The organism is Bdellovibrio sp. HAGR004, from assembly GCF_055397015.1.
The window spans coordinates 17,330-35,267 of sequence record NZ_AP029176.1 but is presented as its reverse complement, the minus strand read 5'-3'; the positions used below and the strand labels follow the sequence as shown (position 1 = coordinate 35,267).

General features: G+C 47.8%; 20 protein-coding genes. 11 read left to right on the top strand and 9 right to left on the bottom strand.

Going from position 1 to position 17,938, the window contains the following annotated elements; genetic code table 11:
* Nucleotides 1-67: 67 nt before the first annotated feature.
* The 5 genes from ACZ5ZV_RS00180 (at nt 68) to ACZ5ZV_RS00160 (ending at nt 3,827) form a co-directional block, all read left to right on the top strand.
* Nucleotides 68-706, top strand: a complete 639-nt coding sequence (locus tag ACZ5ZV_RS00180; RefSeq protein WP_464119201.1) for a radical SAM protein — start codon at nt 68-70, stop codon at nt 704-706.
* Nucleotides 707-740: 34 nt separating this feature from the next.
* Nucleotides 741-1,040 (top strand): helix-turn-helix domain-containing protein, encoded by a 300-nt coding sequence (locus ACZ5ZV_RS00175; RefSeq protein WP_011162662.1) that lies wholly within the window; start codon nt 741-743, stop codon nt 1,038-1,040.
* A 104-nt stretch (nt 1,041-1,144) separates the two neighbouring features.
* Nucleotides 1,145-2,557 carry a replicative DNA helicase gene (dnaB, locus tag ACZ5ZV_RS00170; protein ID WP_464119200.1) on the top strand — a complete coding sequence of 471 codons (1,413 nt, stop codon included), beginning with the start codon at nt 1,145-1,147 and terminating at the stop codon, nt 2,555-2,557.
* A gap of 14 nt (nt 2,558-2,571) precedes the next feature.
* A complete protein-coding gene (locus ACZ5ZV_RS00165) occupies nt 2,572-3,498 on the top strand; it encodes an SDR family oxidoreductase (protein WP_464119198.1) in 927 nt (308 codons plus the stop codon).
* Between the two features lie 125 nt (nt 3,499-3,623).
* Nucleotides 3,624-3,827, top strand: coding sequence for a hypothetical protein (locus tag ACZ5ZV_RS00160; RefSeq protein ID WP_464119197.1), 204 nt, complete (start codon nt 3,624-3,626; stop codon nt 3,825-3,827).
* Between the two features lie 55 nt (nt 3,828-3,882).
* On the opposite strand, the gene ACZ5ZV_RS00155 is transcribed toward ACZ5ZV_RS00160, so the two are convergent.
* From ACZ5ZV_RS00155 to rpsF, 4 genes are all read right to left on the bottom strand, one after another.
* Nucleotides 3,883-4,767, bottom strand: a complete 885-nt coding sequence (locus ACZ5ZV_RS00155) for a S1 family peptidase (protein WP_464119195.1) — start codon at nt 4,765-4,767, stop codon at nt 3,883-3,885.
* Between the two features lie 169 nt (nt 4,768-4,936).
* Nucleotides 4,937-5,380, bottom strand: coding sequence for a 50S ribosomal protein L9 (rplI, locus tag ACZ5ZV_RS00150; protein WP_464119194.1), 444 nt, complete (start codon nt 5,378-5,380; stop codon nt 4,937-4,939).
* Between the two features lie 14 nt (nt 5,381-5,394).
* The gene (locus ACZ5ZV_RS00145; RefSeq protein ID WP_464119193.1) at nt 5,395-6,285 is read right to left on the bottom strand and encodes a DUF2232 domain-containing protein; all 891 of its coding nucleotides are present in this window, start codon (nt 6,283-6,285) and stop codon (nt 5,395-5,397) included.
* Nucleotides 6,286-6,305: 20 nt separating this feature from the next.
* Nucleotides 6,306-6,764, bottom strand: coding sequence for a 30S ribosomal protein S6 (gene rpsF, locus ACZ5ZV_RS00140; protein WP_464119192.1), 459 nt, complete (start codon nt 6,762-6,764; stop codon nt 6,306-6,308).
* A 148-nt stretch (nt 6,765-6,912) separates the two neighbouring features.
* Here rpsF and ACZ5ZV_RS00135 point away from each other — a divergent pair, with 148 nt between their 5' ends.
* On the top strand, nt 6,913-7,602 hold the full coding sequence (locus ACZ5ZV_RS00135) for an FHA domain-containing protein (RefSeq protein ID WP_464119190.1): 690 nt from the start codon (nt 6,913-6,915) through the stop codon (nt 7,600-7,602).
* 12 nt (nt 7,603-7,614) lie between these two features.
* Nucleotides 7,615-8,493, top strand: coding sequence for an alpha/beta fold hydrolase (locus ACZ5ZV_RS00130; RefSeq protein ID WP_464119189.1), 879 nt, complete (start codon nt 7,615-7,617; stop codon nt 8,491-8,493).
* 100 nt (nt 8,494-8,593) lie between these two features.
* Here ACZ5ZV_RS00130 and ACZ5ZV_RS00125 read toward each other — a convergent pair whose 3' ends face one another.
* The 5 genes from ACZ5ZV_RS00125 to ACZ5ZV_RS00105 form a co-directional block, all read right to left on the bottom strand.
* Nucleotides 8,594-10,237: a S8 family serine peptidase gene (locus ACZ5ZV_RS00125; RefSeq protein ID WP_464119187.1), complete on the bottom strand. Its 1,644-nt coding sequence runs from the start codon at nt 10,235-10,237 to the stop codon at nt 8,594-8,596.
* Nucleotides 10,238-10,448: 211 nt separating this feature from the next.
* Nucleotides 10,449-10,697 carry a hypothetical protein gene (locus ACZ5ZV_RS00120; protein ID WP_464119186.1) on the bottom strand — a complete coding sequence of 83 codons (249 nt, stop codon included), beginning with the start codon at nt 10,695-10,697 and terminating at the stop codon, nt 10,449-10,451.
* Nucleotides 10,698-11,030: 333 nt separating this feature from the next.
* Nucleotides 11,031-11,819 carry a succinate dehydrogenase/fumarate reductase iron-sulfur subunit gene (locus ACZ5ZV_RS00115; RefSeq protein WP_464119184.1) on the bottom strand — a complete coding sequence of 263 codons (789 nt, stop codon included), beginning with the start codon at nt 11,817-11,819 and terminating at the stop codon, nt 11,031-11,033.
* Between the two features lie 10 nt (nt 11,820-11,829).
* Nucleotides 11,830-13,746 (bottom strand): fumarate reductase/succinate dehydrogenase flavoprotein subunit, encoded by a 1,917-nt coding sequence (locus ACZ5ZV_RS00110; RefSeq protein WP_464119183.1) that lies wholly within the window; start codon nt 13,744-13,746, stop codon nt 11,830-11,832.
* A gap of 12 nt (nt 13,747-13,758) precedes the next feature.
* Nucleotides 13,759-14,418, bottom strand: a complete 660-nt coding sequence (locus ACZ5ZV_RS00105) for a succinate dehydrogenase cytochrome b subunit (RefSeq protein WP_347355627.1) — start codon at nt 14,416-14,418, stop codon at nt 13,759-13,761.
* 181 nt (nt 14,419-14,599) lie between these two features.
* Here ACZ5ZV_RS00105 and ACZ5ZV_RS00100 point away from each other — a divergent pair, with 181 nt between their 5' ends.
* The 4 genes from ACZ5ZV_RS00100 (at nt 14,600) to ACZ5ZV_RS00085 (ending at nt 17,935) form a co-directional block, all read left to right on the top strand.
* Complete coding sequence (locus ACZ5ZV_RS00100; RefSeq protein ID WP_464119182.1) at nt 14,600-15,373, top strand: electron transfer flavoprotein subunit beta/FixA family protein; 774 nt, start codon at nt 14,600-14,602, stop codon at nt 15,371-15,373.
* Nucleotides 15,374-15,385: 12 nt separating this feature from the next.
* A complete protein-coding gene (locus tag ACZ5ZV_RS00095) occupies nt 15,386-16,354 on the top strand; it encodes an electron transfer flavoprotein subunit alpha/FixB family protein (RefSeq protein ID WP_464119180.1) in 969 nt (322 codons plus the stop codon).
* A 134-nt stretch (nt 16,355-16,488) separates the two neighbouring features.
* Entirely contained in the window at nt 16,489-17,022 is a 534-nt protein-coding gene (locus ACZ5ZV_RS00090; protein WP_464119179.1) for a lysophospholipid acyltransferase family protein, read from the top strand.
* A 103-nt stretch (nt 17,023-17,125) separates the two neighbouring features.
* Nucleotides 17,126-17,935 (top strand): peptidylprolyl isomerase, encoded by an 810-nt coding sequence (locus tag ACZ5ZV_RS00085; protein WP_464119177.1) that lies wholly within the window; start codon nt 17,126-17,128, stop codon nt 17,933-17,935.
* Nucleotides 17,936-17,938 lie beyond the last annotated feature (3 nt).

The following is a 17,938-nucleotide window of genomic DNA, read 5'->3' as shown; positions in this document are numbered from 1 at the left end:
AGTTAGTCATGCACCCTGGGGCCTTCCTTGACTTAAGCCCCGGGGTGCAGGACAAAGAGCCAGTCAAATGCTTAAAATAAATGAGATTTTCTATAGTATTCAAGGTGAAACCACCTATGTCGGCTGTCCAACAGTCTTTGTGCGCCTGACCGCCTGCAATCTGCGCTGCACCTATTGCGACACCAAATATTCCTATTATGAAGGCGAGATGCAAACGCTGGAAAATATTCTGGCGGAAATCGATTCCCACAAAGCCCCGAACGTCTGCATCACGGGTGGAGAACCTTTGTTGCAAAAAGAAGTGCACACATTGATGAGAATTCTTTGCGATCGCGGTTACAAAGTTTCTTTGGAAACAAGTGGATCAAAAAGCATTGCTGAAGTTGATGCGCGTGTGAAAATTATTTTGGATGTGAAAACTCCAGACAGTGGTGCAGCAAATTCATTTGTGATGGAGAACATCGGCTTTTCCACTCCCAGCACGGAATACAAGTTCGTGATTTGTTCAGAAAAAGATTTCGAATGGTCTGAGGAATTCTGCCGTCAACATAATTTATTTGAAAAATTTGTGGTTTTATACAGCCCATCATACGGCCAAGTCTCTGAACGCTGGTTGGCAGAAAAAATTTTGCAGAAAAATTCATCAGCAAGGTTGCAATTACAGCTGCATAAGTATATTTGGAATCCCGAAACACGCGGAGTATAGTCCTTAACGATTCATCTGAAATTTTGGGAGTTCCATGACGCCGAACCTAAACAGTTCCGATAATCTTTTTGTCGCCAACCTTCAATCTGTAAGCTTGGAGAAGTTAGTTAAAAGCAAACTTGAAGTTTTGTTTGCTCAACAAAAAGAAGCACAAGTTGAGTTGAATGGTTTGTACAATGTAGTTCTGGAACAAGTAGAAAAGCCACTTCTTGAGCTTGCTTTGCGCGCCTATAATGGCAACCAAGTGAAAACCGCGCAAATGCTGGGCATCAATCGCAACACTCTTAAGAAGAAAATTGACAACTACAAGATTCGTGTAAAGAAAATGAACTAAGATTCGTTCAAGTCTTGCATCAGCGGGCCAACCGAGAACCACCACCACGCACGAGGCCCGCAAACTTTGAGTTCTATTAATTTTCGCCACTCTAGAGGGGTTCAATGAGTACGCGAATACCACCACAAAATATTGACGCCGAACAGTCCATTCTGGGCGGTTTGATGCTTGATCGTGAAGCACTCGATCAGGTCGGTGACGTTCTGATGGCTGATGACTTTTATAAGCCAGGCCATCAAAAGATCTACGAAGCCATTAAAGAGTTGCACGCCAAAGGCCAGCCTATTGATATCATCACTGTGACGAACGTTTTGCAGTCACAGGGACACATGGATATTGCCGGCGGCCCTGAATATCTGATCAGCCTTTTGGATAAAACCATTTCTTCTGCCAATATCGGCACGCATGCCAAGATCGTTAAAGACAAGGCCACTTTGCGTCGCTTGATTGCAATTAATTCCTCTTTGATCGAAAAAGCCTACGAACAAGATTTCGTGGACGTGGAATCTTTCGTCGATCAGGCAGAATCTGAAATCTTTAAGGTGGGCGAAAACAAAACCAAAACAGGTCTTGTGGGCTCTATGGAAATCGTCAAGGCTTCCATTCAAAAGATTGAAGAACTTTACAAGAACAAAGCCGAGATCACCGGTCTTGCCACAGGCTTCAAGAAGCTGGATGAAATGACCGCCGGTCTACACCCGGGCGAGATGACGATCATTGCCGCTCGTCCGTCCATGGGTAAGACAGCCTTCTCTCTGAACATTGCTCAGCACGTTGCCCTTCGTCTGAAAAAGACTGTGGCTTACTTCTCTTTGGAGATGGGTAAAGAGTCCATGATGATGCGTATGCTGTCTGCGGAATCCAAAGTCAGCATGAGTGAAATCCGTAACGGTCGTATTCAGGATTCGGCATGGCCGAAGCTGATTAACGCGGCCAGTGCGCTTTCTGAAGCATCTATCTTCATTGATGATACGCCGGGTGTTTCTCCGTTTGAGATCCGTTCCCGTGCCCGTCGTTTGAAAGCCGAACACGGCCTTGATCTGATCATGATCGACTACTTGCAGTTGATGAGCATGAAACAAAAGATGCAATCACGTGAGCAAGAGGTTGCCGAGATTTCCAAATCTTTGAAAGCCATCGCCAAGGAACTTCAGATTCCAGTGATCGCTCTGGCCCAGCTGAACCGTGGGGTTGAGGGACGTACAGAGAAGAAACCAATGCTTTCTGACCTGCGTGAGTCCGGATCTATCGAGCAGGATGCCGACGTTATCATGATGCTTTATCGTGATGACTACTACGACAAAGAAAATCCAGACAAACAAGGTCACGCCGAAGTGATCGTGGGTAAGCAGCGTAACGGTGCCACGGGCCCTGTGAAAATGCGCTTCGATGCCCAGTACAATAGATTCCGCGATGCAGACCCGGAAGGCCCAGTGAGTCCACTGCCTCCGCCGCAGGCGCCCCCACCAATGCCGGGCGGCAGACCTAAAAACTTTGCACCTGGATCAACCGTCTAAGATAATGGGGCCCTATGAGGCCCCTTATTTATTTTTTCCAACGTAAGAAACCTCAACACTATAAGCCTGTCGTTCTGATCACGGGATGCAGCTCGGGTATCGGCATGGCTGTCGCCAAACTTCTGCATGAACGCACAGAATATCGTGTGGTCGCCACCGCTCGCGAAAAAAGCCTGGAAAAAGTTCGCAATGAGTTTCGCGAAGACGATCGTTTCCTGATCCGGGCTCTGGATGTGACTGACGAAAAAAGCCGCCAGCATCTGATCCACGATATCAGTCGCACCTGGGGTGGCGTGGATATTTTAATTAACAACGCCGGCATTTCCTATCGCGCCGTGGTTGAGCACATGACGGAACAAGATGAAGAACTTCAGATGGCCACCAACTATTTCGGTCCCATGGGGTTGATTCGTCTGTGTCTGCCACATATGCGTGAAACGGGTCGGGGCAAGATCATCAATATCTCCTCGGTCAGCGGGATGCTGGCCATGCCGACGATGTCTTCATATTCAGCCTCTAAGTTCGCCCTGGAAGGCGCCAGCGAGGCTTTGTGGTATGAGATGCGCCCCTTTGGCGTCAGAATCTGTCTGGTTCAACCGGGCTTTATCCACAGCCCTTCGCACAAGAACGTCTATCACACGCCGCAATCAGATCCGACTCGGAACTGGAGCGGGCCGTACTGCGATTTCTACAAGAACATGACCCCCTTTGTGGAGCGTATGATGAACATGTCGCTCACAACGCCAGAAAAGGTGGCCAAGCAGATCCTGAAGGCCATGAAAACTGAAAATCCGCCACTGTGGCTTCCGGCCACTCTGGATGCCACAGTGTTTTACTATATTCGCCGCTTGCTGCCGCGACGGGTGCTTTTGCCGTTCCTGTACTGGTGCCTGCCGGGCGCACGGAATTGGGCCAAGGAACATTCCCATCGGCGCAGCTAGGGGTTTTGTAAGTCCAAACTGGACCTTGGACTTGATTGCGCCTTTGGGGTTGAGTTCGCGTTAACCTCTTGATGGACTGGATTCGTCTTCACTACAGAGACCTTTGAAAAGCATGGAGGCTGATCATGGGAAATAAACTGGCGAAGGCAGTGGTTGCGGCAACAGGACTGCCCCAGGACCCTGTCGAAAGAGAATTTAACAACCTGCTGGAAAAGCATGGCAAGAACCCCGAAAGCCTCACGCTCGAGGAACTGCGGGAAGTGATGGCAGACTACCTGCAAACTGTGTTTTTGGAAATGCAGGTCGAAAACAGCGCCGAGAGCGCATAAAAAAAGGGTCCTCATCGGGACCCTTTTCTATTTTCTAAATCTCTTCAGATGAAGATTATTGTTGTTGAGCCAGGCGCTGTTGTTGTTGCTCTCTTTTGCTCAAAGTTTTGATCGCTTTGTTGATGAATGTCGCTTGAGATTTTACCTTCGTGTAAACCGCTACAAGTGAACAGTCATCTTTGCCGTCCTTACCAGCTCCACGGCTTGTGATGCCCCAAACGTATTGAACACCATTCACTTCAAGGAATGCTGGGCCACCAGAGTCACCATGGCAAGCGCCTTTACCTTGAGTTTGATCCAACAGCATTTCAGTTTTACCGAAGCTGTCAGCGATCTCGACATCCACCTTGCGAAGACGATCGTCAGATTTTGTATTCACACCATCGGTTTCAATCAATCCGTAACCTGCCAATGTCACCTTTGTGCCCGGAACAAGAAGGGATTCGTCAGACAAGAACTTTGCAATCTGGTAGCCCGGCGCCATGCCGCCTGCGAATCTTAGAACCGCAACGTCACTGGCGTCTTCGCCATCCTGACCGATTTTACCGTAGTCTTCATGAACTTCAGAATCCACCACCAGGCGGATGTCAGTTCTTTGCATTTTATTGATGTCTGTATTGAAGATCACATACAAAGACACTTCTTTGTATTCTTCACCCACCTGAGGAACACAGTGGCCTGCAGTCAGAACCATATTGTGTTTAAGAAGGGAGCCTGTACAGATGAACTGACCTTCTTGATCGTCCGCTGTCTTTACAGAAGCGATGATCGCCACAGTCGTCTTTGCAATGCTGTCTTTGGTATCCACCGGCTGACCACCGATAATACCTGTGCTTTGTGTGCCGGACTGAACAGAGTTTTGAGTTGCTGGGGAACAAGCCGCCAAGGCCGCCGCCACACCCGTAAGAACCAAAGATTTTGTAACATTGATAAGTTTCATATGCCCCCCACCTTCCCCTAAAAGGTGAGGCCTTTAAACACCCAAAATGGCACCGGTGCAATACAATTTTTCAAATCAAATCCATAAGAAAGTCTTATGGCAAAAAAGTAAAAGGGACCCGTTGGGGTCCCTTTTAAAGAAACTTTCGCTTCAGATGCTATAAATCGGCTTACGCGCGCTCAACAGCGATCTGGATCTTTGCTTCCATACCTTCAGAGTAGCGAACCACAGCTTTGTGTTGACCCAAAACTTTGATTGGCTCTTCAAGATGGATGTCACGACGATCTACGGAGTGACCCATTTTTTGAAGTTCTTTGGAAATGTCTGTAGTAGTTACAGTGCCGAAAAGCTTATCAGTTTCACCAGCAGCCAACTTGAATGTGATAGTTGTGCCGTTGATCTTGTTAAGAAGCTCTTGTCTTTCAGCTTGAGCTTTTTTCTTCTTAGCTTCAGCAACGCGTTTCAAGTGTTCGTACTCTTTTACGCGTTTTTCAGTAGCTTCCGCAGCCAATTTGCGTGGGAACAGGAAGTTTCTTGCGAAACCTTCAGAAACGTTCACCAACTCACCAACACGACCTACATCTTTAACATCTTTTTGAAGAATAACTTTCATGTGATCTCCATTTTTTAGCTGTTTTCAGTCGGAGTCTTCATCTTGCGAAGACGCGCCCTGAAATCAACCCAGTAATCGACCAAGCCAACCACTGCCAGAATCGGCAATAACTGACCGACCAAGATTATGTACGTCAAAACTCGCATGAACAATCCTGCTCGCATCGAGTTTAGAAATACCTCCAACACCGCCAGCCCCTGAAAGAAATAAAGAACGATTGAAACGTTCAGTATATTAACTGCGAGGATAGCAGTGGCCTTACCGCCAAAACTCACCATTGTCAGAAGGAAGGCTGTCATCGCCACCCAAATAAAATAATCGGGCAAACGATATTCCAACAACTTGAGCTGAGAGGCAATTTTCTCGCGGGGCAAATTGAGCCACGAAAAAACCCTTCTCTCAAAAATAAGTCCCAAACCCAGGGCTAACACTAACATGATAACCACGGCTGAGGGCACCTGCTGGATCAAAACACCCGGATCCAACTTCACCGCCGGATTCATTTCCTGAACCTTTTGGGAGAACTGTTCCACCAGCTTCTGAACTTCAGCATACGTGTTGATCCCGTTTCTTTTGAAAGCTCCCATGATCCCCAGGCCCGCAGCCACAGATCCCACAGCAACACTCAAGAGTCCCGAAATCCACCACCCAAGTCCTCTTTGTTCTAATTCCATGTAGGCACCTAAAGTCATCCAAACGGAGCCTAAGAACAGAGCCAGAGGTTGAGCGTTCAGGAGCCACGCAGCTCCTGTGACTACGATCCCTAAAATCCAAAAGGCGATAGGACCGTAGGCTTTGCGCAAGACACGGAGAAGGGGGGCGCCCATAATCCCCGTGAGCATCGACAACAAAATCGAGAGTGATGAAATTGTGATGAACTTTTGGGGGGTCGCCGTCTTCTTCATGGCTTACGCCTTTACTTTAATTATTCGCCTTTATCGAAACGCTCAGAACGCTCTGCTTTTGCAGCTGCGAAAGCAGCTTTACGAGCAGCAGCTTTTGCTTCACGTTCTTTTTCACGAGCAGCAGATTCAGCAAGACCTTTTTTGAAGCCTTCCATGAATTTTGCCAAAGAAACGCGATCATCCAAGCGAGTGTGCATGAAGCGAAGAACTTTATCGTTGATGCGCATTGTACGTTCCAGCTCAGCGATAGCTTGTGTGTCAGCTTCGAATGTAGAGTGGAAGTAGATTGCCTTTTTCAACTTGCCAATTGGAGTTGCCAAAGTTCTTTTGCCCCAAGTTTCCAAAGAGTTAACAGAACCTTTGTAAGATTCGATTGTCGCTTTGTTCTTCTTGAATAGATCTTTTTGATCTTCCAGAGTTGCATCTGGATGCATGATAACGACAACCTCGTAAGGTTTTTTCGTTGTAGTAGTTTCCATTGAACTATCCTTTCGGTTTATAGCCCCCACTTCTGTAAGCGGGAGCAAGGATGACTTTTTTAAATGTTTAACGGGTTTAGCACGGCTTTGGCCCAAGCACAAGGATTAGGCAATTGAATCCCCAAGAAACCAGTCCTAGAATGTGTAAATGGTCACTTTTATTGAGATAATGGACGGCCCCAACGAAGGCTCCCGCTTTAAGGTGGAAGAGGGTTTGACCCTCGGTCGATCGAAAGCCGACATCATCATTAAAGACGGTAAAGTCTCTAGCACCCACGCCCAGTTTGCCCTGGACGGGAAGGGGCAGTACGTTCTGCAGGATCTGGATTCCTCTAACGGGATTCACATTAACGGCCGGCGTGTGAAAAAAGTGGCGTTATTACCGGGGGTTATCTTTGAGCTGGGCAGAACCCAGTTCAAAGTCGTGACCGTCGAAGAAGAACTCGCATTGGACTTCTCCCGCCTCATAACTTGGCGCAGCATTTTACGGGACCGTCTTGGGGACATCCCTGCGCCGGAAAATTCAACGCCTGCCAATCTGCAAAGCTTCAGTCCGGCTTTGCGGCTTCAGTTCATTCAGGGCATTCAAACTGATGAGGAAATTATTTTAGGGTACGGACCCCGATCGGCGGGGGCGGACTCTTTGGATATTGAGCTTCTGGACGACGAGGCCCCGCAAGAGGCCTTCGAACTGCACCCCGGTCCAGGCATGGTCGAAATTAAAATCAAAGCCAAGGGGCGGGTGACCCTTAACCAGAAGACAATAGATGCCGAAATGCTCAAAGACGGGGATTTGATTTCAGTAGGAAATACCCTTATTAAGGTCAGCTACGTCTAGAGGAAAGGCATCATGGAGACCACACCAAAAACCACCGGCAGCTTTGAAAGCTTCGATGGCACACCCATCTACTACGAAGTTCGTGGAGAAGGAGAGCCACTGGTGCTGGTGTATGGCATCGCCTGCCTTTTGAATCACTGGCATCATCAGATCGAATACTTTTCAAAGAAGTATAAAGTCATCAGCTTTGATTTGCGTGGCCACCAGAAAAGTTGTCCCGTAGCCGACGCCAGTCAACTGACCGTGGAAGCCCTTTCCAAAGACATGATCGGCCTGCTAAAGCATCTGAACATCAAGAAAGCTCATTTTGCCGGGCACAGCTTCGGCGCACCGTTGCTTTTGGATCTATATTCACGCCAACCGGATCTGTTCATGTCGATGATCTTCATCAATGGATTTGCTAAAAATCCGATCAAAGGCATGTTTGGTTTGGACGTGATTGAGCCGTTCTTTTATTTTGTGAAATCCCAGTACGAACATCAGCCGGACCTGTGGAATACTCTGTGGAAATTGGCGGTGGATAATCCAATGTCGATGTACCTTGCGGCCTTGGCTGGTGGATTCAATTTAAAAGTGACACACTTTAAAGACATCGAAGTCTATGCCCGCGGTGTCGCGCGCATGAATCTGGAAGTGTTTCTGCGACTGTTTGAAGAGCTGATGAAATACGACGGCGAAAGTGTGCTGGAAACCATCGAGGTGCCGGTACTGATTATTTCGGGTGAAAAGGACATGGTCACACCCATTCGATTCCAGTATCACTTCAAAGAAAAAATCAAACACTCCGAATTCGTGCTTGTTCCTTACGGATCTCACTGCACACAGCTGGATTTCCCCGACTATACCAATCTGAAGATGGAAAAGTTTCTTATCGAAAGCTCCGTCAAATAGATCTTGGCATTCCTGATTTTGATTTCGGATAAAAATAGAATATGAAAAAGGCCACTCTAAAGAGTGGCCTTCCTCTTTTGATAGATCACGGAGCTAGCCTTTATCTCCAAGCAGCTTTTGTGATGTCAAATCCGTATTTATTAACAGAGTCGTCGGAAGTGAACACGATTTTCACGTAGTCACCATCGATCACCGGAGAGAACGTTTCATCGTTCTTACCGCTCATAGTGCCGTAAAGTTTGCCCGCGGCATCGTAGAACTTCACGTTGTCATAATCTCTCTCAGTGTCGAACTTAGAGAAGAAGATGGAGATCTGTTTTGCACCTGGAACAGAAACCTCATACGTCAGGTTCGCCTTACCAGCATAAGGGTGAGGAGTGGAGTGAGCCACATCCACCGTCTGCCAGTTCACTGGATCGTTTGGATCCGGCTGTGGAAGAGTGTTTGTCAGCATGGCGTAGGCATTTGCCAAACCACCTCTTGCTTTACCACGCAAACCTGCAATTGGTCTGGATGTGGAAACAATTCTTTCCTTCATCTCAATACCAGTCAGGTTGGGCTCAGCGGAAGCCAGAAGAACTGCCATACCAGACACGTGAGGTGTCGCCATGGAAGTACCAGACCAAGAGTCATAACCAGTTCCAGTGATGGAAGAAACGATGTTCACACCAGGGGCACCCACGTGAACTTTTGTTTTACCGTAGTTAGAGAAGGAAGCAATCTGACCACGATTGTCGATCGCTGCTACTGAAAGCACGTTTGGCACATCGTAAGTTGCAGGGTAAGTCGGGTTGGAATCATTGTTGTTGGATTCGTTGCCCGCAGCTGCCACGAACAAAGCCCCGGCTGCATTGGATCTTTCGATCGCCTGCTTCAGTGTTTCAGAGTAGCCGCCGCCACCCCAGGAGTTGGAAAGAATCTTTGCACCTTTGGAAGTCGCGTAATCAATCGCTTTCAAAGCTCCATCCAAAGAACCCGAACCGCTTGCAGAAAGGAACTTCACACCCATGATGCGCACATTCCAAGCCACACCCACGATACCTTTACCATCGTCGCCAGTAGCACCGATAGTACCAGAACAGTGAGAACCGTGACCGTGGTCATCCAGAGGGTTGCCGGTTGGTTTAGCAGCTGTCACGAAGTTCGCGCCGTAGATGTCGTCGATGATACCGTTGCCATCATCGTCAACGCCGGGCTGACCGTTCAACTCTGCATCGTTTGTCCACATGTTACCTTTAAGATCTGGGTGGTTGTAGTTCACACCCGTGTCGATCACCGCCACGATAACGTCTTTAGAACCTGTGGTGATATCCCAGGCTTGAGCGGCTCCGATATCCACGCCGGCAATGCCTTCGCGCTTTTGAGAATCCGGTTGACCGTTATTGATCATGCCCCAAAGTTGACCCAGCATCGGATCGTTTGGAGTTCTGTTGATTCTGTAGATATAGTTTGGCTCGATGATGTCGATGTTTGGATTTTGTGCCAATGACTTTACAACATTGGATTGAATCTCAAACACGGGACGTTTGATCACCACGATATTTTGACCAGGGATGGTGTCCTTCACGTAAGAACCTAATTCTTGGCTCAAGATATTCAAAGAAGATGTCGCGACTGCGTCGTCTTTGAATTTTACGATGAATTCACCAGGTACTGCCTCAGGTGCAGCCGCAAACGCGTTTAATCCAGTAAGCAACAAGCCAAGTGCCAGCGCTTTGGAGGCTCTTTCCATAAGCCTTTTCATGTGATCCCCTCCTTCAATGGGTGATTTTCTATCGACAGAGAGGGGAAAAATTTTCCCCAGACGTCCCTAGTTCCAAAATGGTACCAATGAGGGTAGGGGCTGGTTATCTATTTTTTATTGTGGTTAAGAATTTCTGAATTTTTGGCTGAAAGTCCAGCTTATCCCACGACCAAGGTCTAGGAGAAGCCGGACTTTGCACTTGTTAGCTGGACTAAGAAACGGCTTTTTTACCGGTCTTAGGTGTGGGATTTTCATCAATAAAATCAAAACTCATTTGTTGAGGAGCTTTGAATTGAACGATTCTTTGCGGATTCGCTGCGATCTCTTTGCGCTCTGAAGGTGTCACGACATTGACGCCCGCGGAAGCCTTAATAAGGTGTTTGATAAAGGCTTCTTTCACGCTGTCAGGTGCATCGTTTTTGAAACCCAGTTCTGCCATTAGTTCATTGATCTTCTTCATAAGCCCAATCCTTGGTCTAGTTTCGGAAGTTTGTTGAACGAGCTTTAGAAGAATGTCGAAGAAGAAAAGATCAAAGATGTCTCTCAATGAGAAAGACCCATGCCGCAGAATTTAAAGGTTAAAGGTGCCTGGTTGTTTTTTCTGGCTACAGCGCAACAAAGTGCTCTAAATCCGTAATTAAGCATTCAATATTAAAGGACTATTTCAGAACTAAAAATTTGGGTGACGCTTGCTTTAGGGAAGGATTTGATGCGGCTTAGCCAGAAAAAACAACCAGGCACCTTTTGAGGACGGAAATAAAAAAGGGAGTCCGTGGACTCCCTTTTCTTTTTTTTAGCCGGCGCCGCCGTCTTTGTGTTTTTCACGTTTGGTGACGTTGGCTACGAAGAATTCGCGGTTCATGCGCGAGATGTTCGTCAGCTGAATCTCTTTCGGGCAGGCCGCTTCACAAGCACCCGTTGTTGTACATGAGCCGAAGCCTTCTGCATCCATCGCGCCCACCATGCGGATGGCGCGCTCTTTTCTTTCCACCTGACCCTGTGGCAACAACGCCATATGGGAGATCTTGGCAGAAGTGAACAAAGCAGCAGAAGCATTCTTACAAGCTGCCACACACGCGCCGCAACCGATACAAGTTGCTGAAGACATTGCTTCATCAGCATCCGCCTTCGGAACCAGAATCGCGTTGGCGTCCACAGCATTACCCGTGTTCGCAGTGATATAACCACCAGCGGAGATGATACGATCCAAAGCGGATCTGTCCACCATCAAATCCTTGATCATCGGGAAAGCTTTCGCGCGGAATGGTTCAATCGTCAGGGTTGCACCATCAGCGAAGTTTCTCATGTGCAACTGGCACACGGTTGTGGATTTCATCGGGCCGTGAGCTTCGCCGTCGATCACAAAGCCGCAAGTCCCGCAGATGCCTTCACGGCAGTCATGGTCAAAGGCGATAGGCTCATCACCCTTTGCGACCAGCTCTTCATTTACTGCATCCAGCATTTCCAGGAAAGAAGCGTCTTCAGAAACATTCTTTGCCTGATACTCTGCAAAGCCCCCTTGGTCTTTAGGGCCTTTTTGTCTCCAAACTTTCAAGGTCAGATTAATATTTTTTCCAGACATGCTACGCCTCTTATTTATAGCTACGAGTTGCTAGATGTACGTTTTCAAACTTCAGTTCTTCTTTGTGGCGAACAGAAGTCTCGATTTTGCCAGTGTATTCCCACGCAGCCACGTGACAGAAATTCGTATCGTCACGTTTAGCTTCACCATCCACCTGGTATTCTTCACGGAAGTGACCACCGCAGGATTCTTGTCTTTCCAGGGCATCACGACACATCAACTCACCCAGCTCCAGGAAGTCCGCCACGCGACCGGCTTTTTCAAGCTCTGTATTCAGGTAATTTGCCTCACCTGGGATACGCACGTTATTCCAGAACTCTTCGCGGATTTTTGGGATTTCTTGAAGCGCTTTTTTCAAGCCCGCTTCATTACGACCCATACCGCAGTATTCCCACATCACATGACCCAGCTCTTTGTGGAAGCTGTCAACCGTGCGAGAACCCTTGATGTTCATCATCTTGTTAATTTCTTCTTTCACGCCGTGTTCAGCCGCTTTGAAGGCTTCATTCGTCGTGGAAACTTTCTCTAGCTTCGTGCCGCCCAGGTAATTACCCAAAGTGTACGGAAGAACGAAGTAACCATCCGCCAGACCCTGCATCAATGCAGAAGCCCCCAGACGATTGGCCCCGTGGTCAGAGAAGTTTGCTTCACCAGCAACAAACAGACCTGGAATTGTGGATTCCAGATTGTAGTCCACCCACAATCCACCCATGGTGTAGTGAGGAGCCGGATAGATCATCATCGGTTGCTTGTACGGATTCTGACCTGTGATTTTTTCATACATTTCAAACAGGTTACCGTAACGCTCAGAGATTTTTTCTTCGCCCAAACGCTTGATCGCATCAGCGAAATCCAAATAAACAGCCTTGCCTGATTCATTCACGCCACGGCCTTCATCACAACGATACTTCGCTTGACGAGAAGCCACGTCACGAGGAGCCAGGTTACCGAAAGACGGGTACACGCGCTCCAAGTAGTAATCGCGTTCATTTTCTGGAATCTGGTTCGGATGACGTTTGTCACCGACAGCCTTAGGAACCCAAACACGTCCGTCATTACGCAAAGATTCAGACATCAACGTCAGCTTGGATTGGTTTTCACCGTGAACCGGAATGCACGTTGGATGGATCTGTGTGTAACAAGGGTTCGCGAAGTAAGCACCACGCTTGTGTGCCTTCCAGGCTGCTGTCACAGCGCAATTCATCGCATTCGTGGAAAGGAAGAACACGTTTGAATAACCACCGGACGCGATCACCACCGCATCGGCTTCGTAAGATTCAATTTCACCTGTTAACAGGTTGCGCACGATGATGCCGCGGGCTTTTCCGTCGATCACAACAAGATCCAGCATTTCACGACGGCTGCGAAGCTCGACGTTTCCTGCATCCACCTGTCTCATCATTTCAGAGTAAGCACCCAACAAAAGCTGCTGACCGGTCTGACCGCGGGCATAGAAAGTACGGGAAACCTGCGCACCACCGAAGGAACGGTTTGCCAAAGTTCCGCCGTATTCACGCGCGAATGGAACCCCTTGAGCCACCATCTGATCGATGATGTTCGCTGACACTTCTGCCAGACGATAAACGTTGGCTTCACGAGCACGGAAGTCACCACCTTTTACGGTGTCGTAGAAAAGACGGTAAGTGGAGTCACCATCGTTTTGATAGTTTTTTGCAGCATTGATACCACCCTGAGCCGCCACAGAGTGGGCACGGCGAGGGGATTCATGCACGCAGAAGGCTTTAACTTTGTAACCCAGTTCTCCCAAAGAAGCTGCAGCGGAAGCGCCGGCAAGACCGGTGCCCACGACGATGATGGAGTGCTTTCTTTTGTTCGCAGGGTTAACCAACTTGTAGTCAAATTTGGTTTTAGTCCATTTGGATTCAATTGGGCCGCTTGGAATTTTGCTGTCTAATTTGTTAGCCATTGATTCGTCCCCTTAGTTGCCGTTCAGGAAAATAAATACGGGTTGAGAAATGAAACCCAAAGCCACAATCACTGCGTATGTGTAGCTTAGTTTTTTCCATGTATTGCGATAAGTGCCTTCCATCAAACCCAGAGATTGGAATGTGGACCCGACACCGTGACTCAAATGGAAGCCCAAAAGAACCAGAGCAACCACGTACCATACGATGTAACCCGGGCTTTGGAAGACTTCGACCATCAACTTCGCCAGATCACGCATCACCACGCCATTCACTGTCGTTTCATAGTGGGTGCCATATTTGAATGTGATCAAGTGAAGAATGATGAAGACCAGAATCAAGCTTCCTTGAACCGCCATTGTTCTGGAGGCCAATGAAACTTTCTTTTTGCCGCCAGCCGCAACTGCGTAGCGCTGCTCTTTGGCTTCACGATTGTTTTTCGTGAGACTGATGGCGCAGAACACGTGAACTATCAACGCCAGAACCAGAACGGTTTCCGCGACGTAGATGATATTTCCACTTGTCAGCGCGTGTCCGTAAGCATTGTAGGCATCATGGCTTACGAAGATTAAAAGATTACCGGCCATGTGTGCGAGAACAAATCCCGCCCAAATCAAACCGGTGATTCCCATTACGTACTTTTTCCCGACGGTAGAACCGAGAAATCCAGACATGGTGTAGAACCCCTTGTTTTTTGGTATGTATTTTCTCAATAAGTTTCCACTTACCTTACTCCCGGGTGCAGCTTTTTGTCCATGTCCCCCGTCATGTTTCGCGACACGTTAAATATACAATTTAGTTTTGCCTTTCCTGGACTTGCGATAGAACAAAGCCCTCTTAAAAACGGGGTAAAATATGAAGATTTTTGTGTGTATCAAGCAGGTGCCTGACACCGAAACAAAGATTAAGATCTCTCCCGACCAAACCGGAATCGACACGGCGGGTATTAAATGGGTTATGAACCCATATGACGAGTATGCAGTTGAGGAGGCCAACAAACTTCGCGATGCAAACCCAGGGTCCCAAGTATGGGTTCTGAGTGTTGGACCAAAGGCTCGTGTTGTTGAATCTTTGCGCACAGCTTTGGCTATGGGTGCTGATGAAGCCATCGTGGTCAACGGCGAGGGTCTGGACAACTTCTCTACCGCAAAAGCTTTGGCTGAAGTGATCAAGGCCGAAGGCGGCGCGAAAGTCATCTTCTCCGGCAAACTTGCGATTGACGACAACGCCTCTTCTGTCAGCCAGATGCTTGCTGAATTCCTGAATGTTCCTCACACTACAGTGGTATCGAAATTCAATTTCAATGGCGAAAACGTTCTTGTTGAGCGTGACATTGAAGGCGGCGCCAAAGAAGTGGTGCAAATGATGACTCCAGCGGTTGTGGCTGCGAACAAGGGCTTGAATATGCCTCGTTACGCAAGTCTTCCAGGCATCATGAAAGCCAAAAAGAAAGTGATCAAAGAAATCGAATTCGCTTCTTTGAACATCCCGGCTTCTGACATCAAAGTTAAATACACAGGTTTTGCTCTTCCACCGGAAAAACCGGCTGTGAAAATGATCTCTGGTGATGCTTCTGCACAGGCATCCGAACTGGTTAAACTTCTTCGCGACGAAGCGAAGGTTCTGTAAGGAGCTTGCGACATGGGTAAAATTCTAGTTTTTGCGGAACACACAAACGGTAAAATCAAACGCAGCGCTCAAGAACTGGTTCAGGCAGCGGCGGCATCCGGTAACACGGTTGTGGCAGTGGCTTTCGGTTCTCACGCAGGTGATGTAACAGCTGCTTTGGGTCACAATGGAGCTTCTGAGGTTCACGTTGTTAAAGACGCCTCTTTGGATGCTTACAATCCAGAGTCCTTCACTGCGAACATGGCGGCGATCATCGCGAAAGTTCAGCCTTCCATCATCCTGGCTTCTGCTTCTTCTACAGGGAAAGATCTTTTCCCGCGTGTAGCAGCTCGCTTGGGTGTCGGTGTGGCAAGTGATTGCACATCTTTGACTATTTCCGGTGACAACGTGACGGCTGTTAAGCCTATGTACTCCGGTAAGTGCTTTGCGACTGTAAACTTTGAAAACAGCTCCACTAAAATTGTTTTGATGCGTGCAAACCAACTTCCAGTTGCAGCGGTGGACACTTCCAAAACTGCAAGCGTGGTTGAACACGCAGCAGCTGCGGTGGACCTAAAAACTTTGGTAAAAGAAATCGTCAAAGGCGCCAGTGAAAAGTTGGATCTGACGGAAGCTAACATCATCGTTTCCGGCGGTCGTGGACTTAAAGAGGCTGCGAACTTCAAGGTTTTGAATGATCTTGCTGATGTTTTGGGTGCGACAGTCGGCGCTTCTCGCGCAGTTGTTGATGCTGGTTGGGTTGGTCACGGTATGCAAGTGGGCCAAACAGGTAAAACTGTAGCTCCAACTTTGTACATCGCGGTTGGTATTTCCGGCGCGATCCAGCACTTGGCGGGCATGAGCGGATCCAAAGTGATTGTTGCGATCAACAACGATCCAAATGCGCCAATCTTCCAAAAAGCGACTTACGGTATCGTGGGTGACGCTTTGGAAATCGTTCCGAAACTGACTGAAGAGTTCAAGAAGGCTCTTCACCACTAATCGTGTTTAGAAAATATATTCTTCCGATTATTGTTTTCATCTTTTACCGAACCCTCTCATGGACATGGAGGGTTCGGCTTATTGAGCCTGATTCCCTGAAAAATTCGGTCGATTCTTCCACTCCATCGCCGGTGGTGTTAGCGCACTTTCACGGAGATGAGCTCGCACTTTTATCTGTCGTAAAAAGATATCGTATTGCCACGATTGCTTCGCAATCCAAAGACGGCGAGCTGATAGCCACCGTCTTGAAATGGTTAGGGGCAAGAACCAGCCGCGGTTCTTCCACGCGCGGTGGTGTGCAGGCATTAAAAGGTCTTTTGCGTTTGGTAAAAGACGGGGGAAATTGCAGCTTTGCCGTGGATGGTCCAAAAGGCCCGTTACACAAAGTCAAACCCGGGGTCTTTGAACTTTCCCGCATGATTCATGGTCCGATCTACGCGGCGGGCGTGGCGTGCGATCGCGCGATTCACTTTCCTAAATCGTGGAATAAAACCTTCCTGCCAAAACCTTTCGCCAAAGTGATCATCTACTGGATTGGCCCCATGTCTCCGGTGAGTAAAGAGGTTGATCCAAGAAACCCAGACCTTGCTCTAGAGTTAGAGGGGCTTTTACACCAAGCTAGACAGCAAGCTCTTAAATTCATTGCGGATAATGATGCTCAGTGCTAGCCTTTTAGCGTAGAACTCGCTTTCAGATCTTCGAGGCAATGACGCCACTTGATTTGGAAATAGCGCTAGTGTGTCTTCAACTTTTTAGAGGGACTTTTAAAGTATGAAACTTGTAATCAGCATCTTGTTGCTCATCTCTGCGACCTCTTTCGCTCAGAAATCCAATGAAGTCGTGGCTCAGGTGGGTAAAAAAACCATCACACTTGAAGATTTCAATAAAAAGTACAATGAGGTGAAGTCACAAACGATCAATCCTCCAACCAAGGAACAATTCCTGGAAGATCTGGTTCGTTTTGAAATGGGCGTGCAAGAGGCTGAGAAACGCAATTTGCAAAAAGACCCTATCGTTCAAGAGCGCTTCGATCAGGAAATGTACAAGGCTCTTCTTGAAAAGGATATCGGCCAAAGAATTCAGAAGATCCAGGTTTCTGATGCTGAAATGAAAGCTTGGTACGCTAAAAATCCGGAGCTTCGCACCAGCCATATCCTGATTGAGTTCAAAGCAGGCGCCACTCCAACTCAGGTTGCAGAAGCGAAGAAACGTGCCACTGAAATTTATGACGAAGTTAAAAAAAGTAAAAGACCGTTTGAGGAACTGGTGAAGTTGTACTCTGACGATGCGCTTTCCAAACAGGTTGGTGGTGACATCGGATGGCAGTCTCGTATAACTCTGGTTCCGAACTACTATGATGCTGTTGCCAACATGAAAGTCGGTGAGATTACGGGGCTTATCGAGACGAAGTTTGGCTTCCACATCATTAAGTTGACGGGTCGTAGAAGCTATGAGAACGCGAACAAACGCCAGATCAGAGCGGCTGTTTACGACGAGAAAAGAAAAGACGTCTTCAATGACTACTTTGAGAAGATGAAGAAGTCTTATCCGATCAAAGAAAACAAAAGTCTTTTAAAATAAGGA

Bases quoted from the DNA above. Each gene is read 5' to 3' on its own strand.
- ACZ5ZV_RS00180 (WP_464119201.1), top strand. From the start codon at position 68: ATGCTTAAAATAAATGAGATTTTCTATAGTATTCAAGGTGAAACCACC.
- ACZ5ZV_RS00175 (WP_011162662.1), top strand. From the start codon at position 741: ATGACGCCGAACCTAAACAGTTCCGATAATCTTTTTGTCGCCAACCTT.
- dnaB (WP_464119200.1), top strand. From the start codon at position 1,145: ATGAGTACGCGAATACCACCACAAAATATTGACGCCGAACAGTCCATT.
- ACZ5ZV_RS00165 (WP_464119198.1), top strand. From the start codon at position 2,572: ATGAGGCCCCTTATTTATTTTTTCCAACGTAAGAAACCTCAACACTAT.
- ACZ5ZV_RS00160 (WP_464119197.1), top strand. From the start codon at position 3,624: ATGGGAAATAAACTGGCGAAGGCAGTGGTTGCGGCAACAGGACTGCCC.
- ACZ5ZV_RS00155 (WP_464119195.1), bottom strand. From the start codon at position 4,767: ATGAAACTTATCAATGTTACAAAATCTTTGGTTCTTACGGGTGTGGCG.
- rplI (WP_464119194.1), bottom strand. From the start codon at position 5,380: ATGAAAGTTATTCTTCAAAAAGATGTTAAAGATGTAGGTCGTGTTGGT.
- ACZ5ZV_RS00145 (WP_464119193.1), bottom strand. From the start codon at position 6,285: ATGAAGAAGACGGCGACCCCCCAAAAGTTCATCACAATTTCATCACTC.
- rpsF (WP_464119192.1), bottom strand. From the start codon at position 6,764: ATGGAAACTACTACAACGAAAAAACCTTACGAGGTTGTCGTTATCATG.
- ACZ5ZV_RS00135 (WP_464119190.1), top strand. From the start codon at position 6,913: ATGGTCACTTTTATTGAGATAATGGACGGCCCCAACGAAGGCTCCCGC.
- ACZ5ZV_RS00130 (WP_464119189.1), top strand. From the start codon at position 7,615: ATGGAGACCACACCAAAAACCACCGGCAGCTTTGAAAGCTTCGATGGC.
- ACZ5ZV_RS00125 (WP_464119187.1), bottom strand. From the start codon at position 10,237: ATGAAAAGGCTTATGGAAAGAGCCTCCAAAGCGCTGGCACTTGGCTTG.
- ACZ5ZV_RS00120 (WP_464119186.1), bottom strand. From the start codon at position 10,697: ATGAAGAAGATCAATGAACTAATGGCAGAACTGGGTTTCAAAAACGAT.
- ACZ5ZV_RS00115 (WP_464119184.1), bottom strand. From the start codon at position 11,819: ATGTCTGGAAAAAATATTAATCTGACCTTGAAAGTTTGGAGACAAAAA.
- ACZ5ZV_RS00110 (WP_464119183.1), bottom strand. From the start codon at position 13,746: ATGGCTAACAAATTAGACAGCAAAATTCCAAGCGGCCCAATTGAATCC.
- ACZ5ZV_RS00105 (WP_347355627.1), bottom strand. From the start codon at position 14,418: ATGTCTGGATTTCTCGGTTCTACCGTCGGGAAAAAGTACGTAATGGGA.
- ACZ5ZV_RS00100 (WP_464119182.1), top strand. From the start codon at position 14,600: ATGAAGATTTTTGTGTGTATCAAGCAGGTGCCTGACACCGAAACAAAG.
- ACZ5ZV_RS00095 (WP_464119180.1), top strand. From the start codon at position 15,386: ATGGGTAAAATTCTAGTTTTTGCGGAACACACAAACGGTAAAATCAAA.
- ACZ5ZV_RS00085 (WP_464119177.1), top strand. From the start codon at position 17,126: ATGAAACTTGTAATCAGCATCTTGTTGCTCATCTCTGCGACCTCTTTC.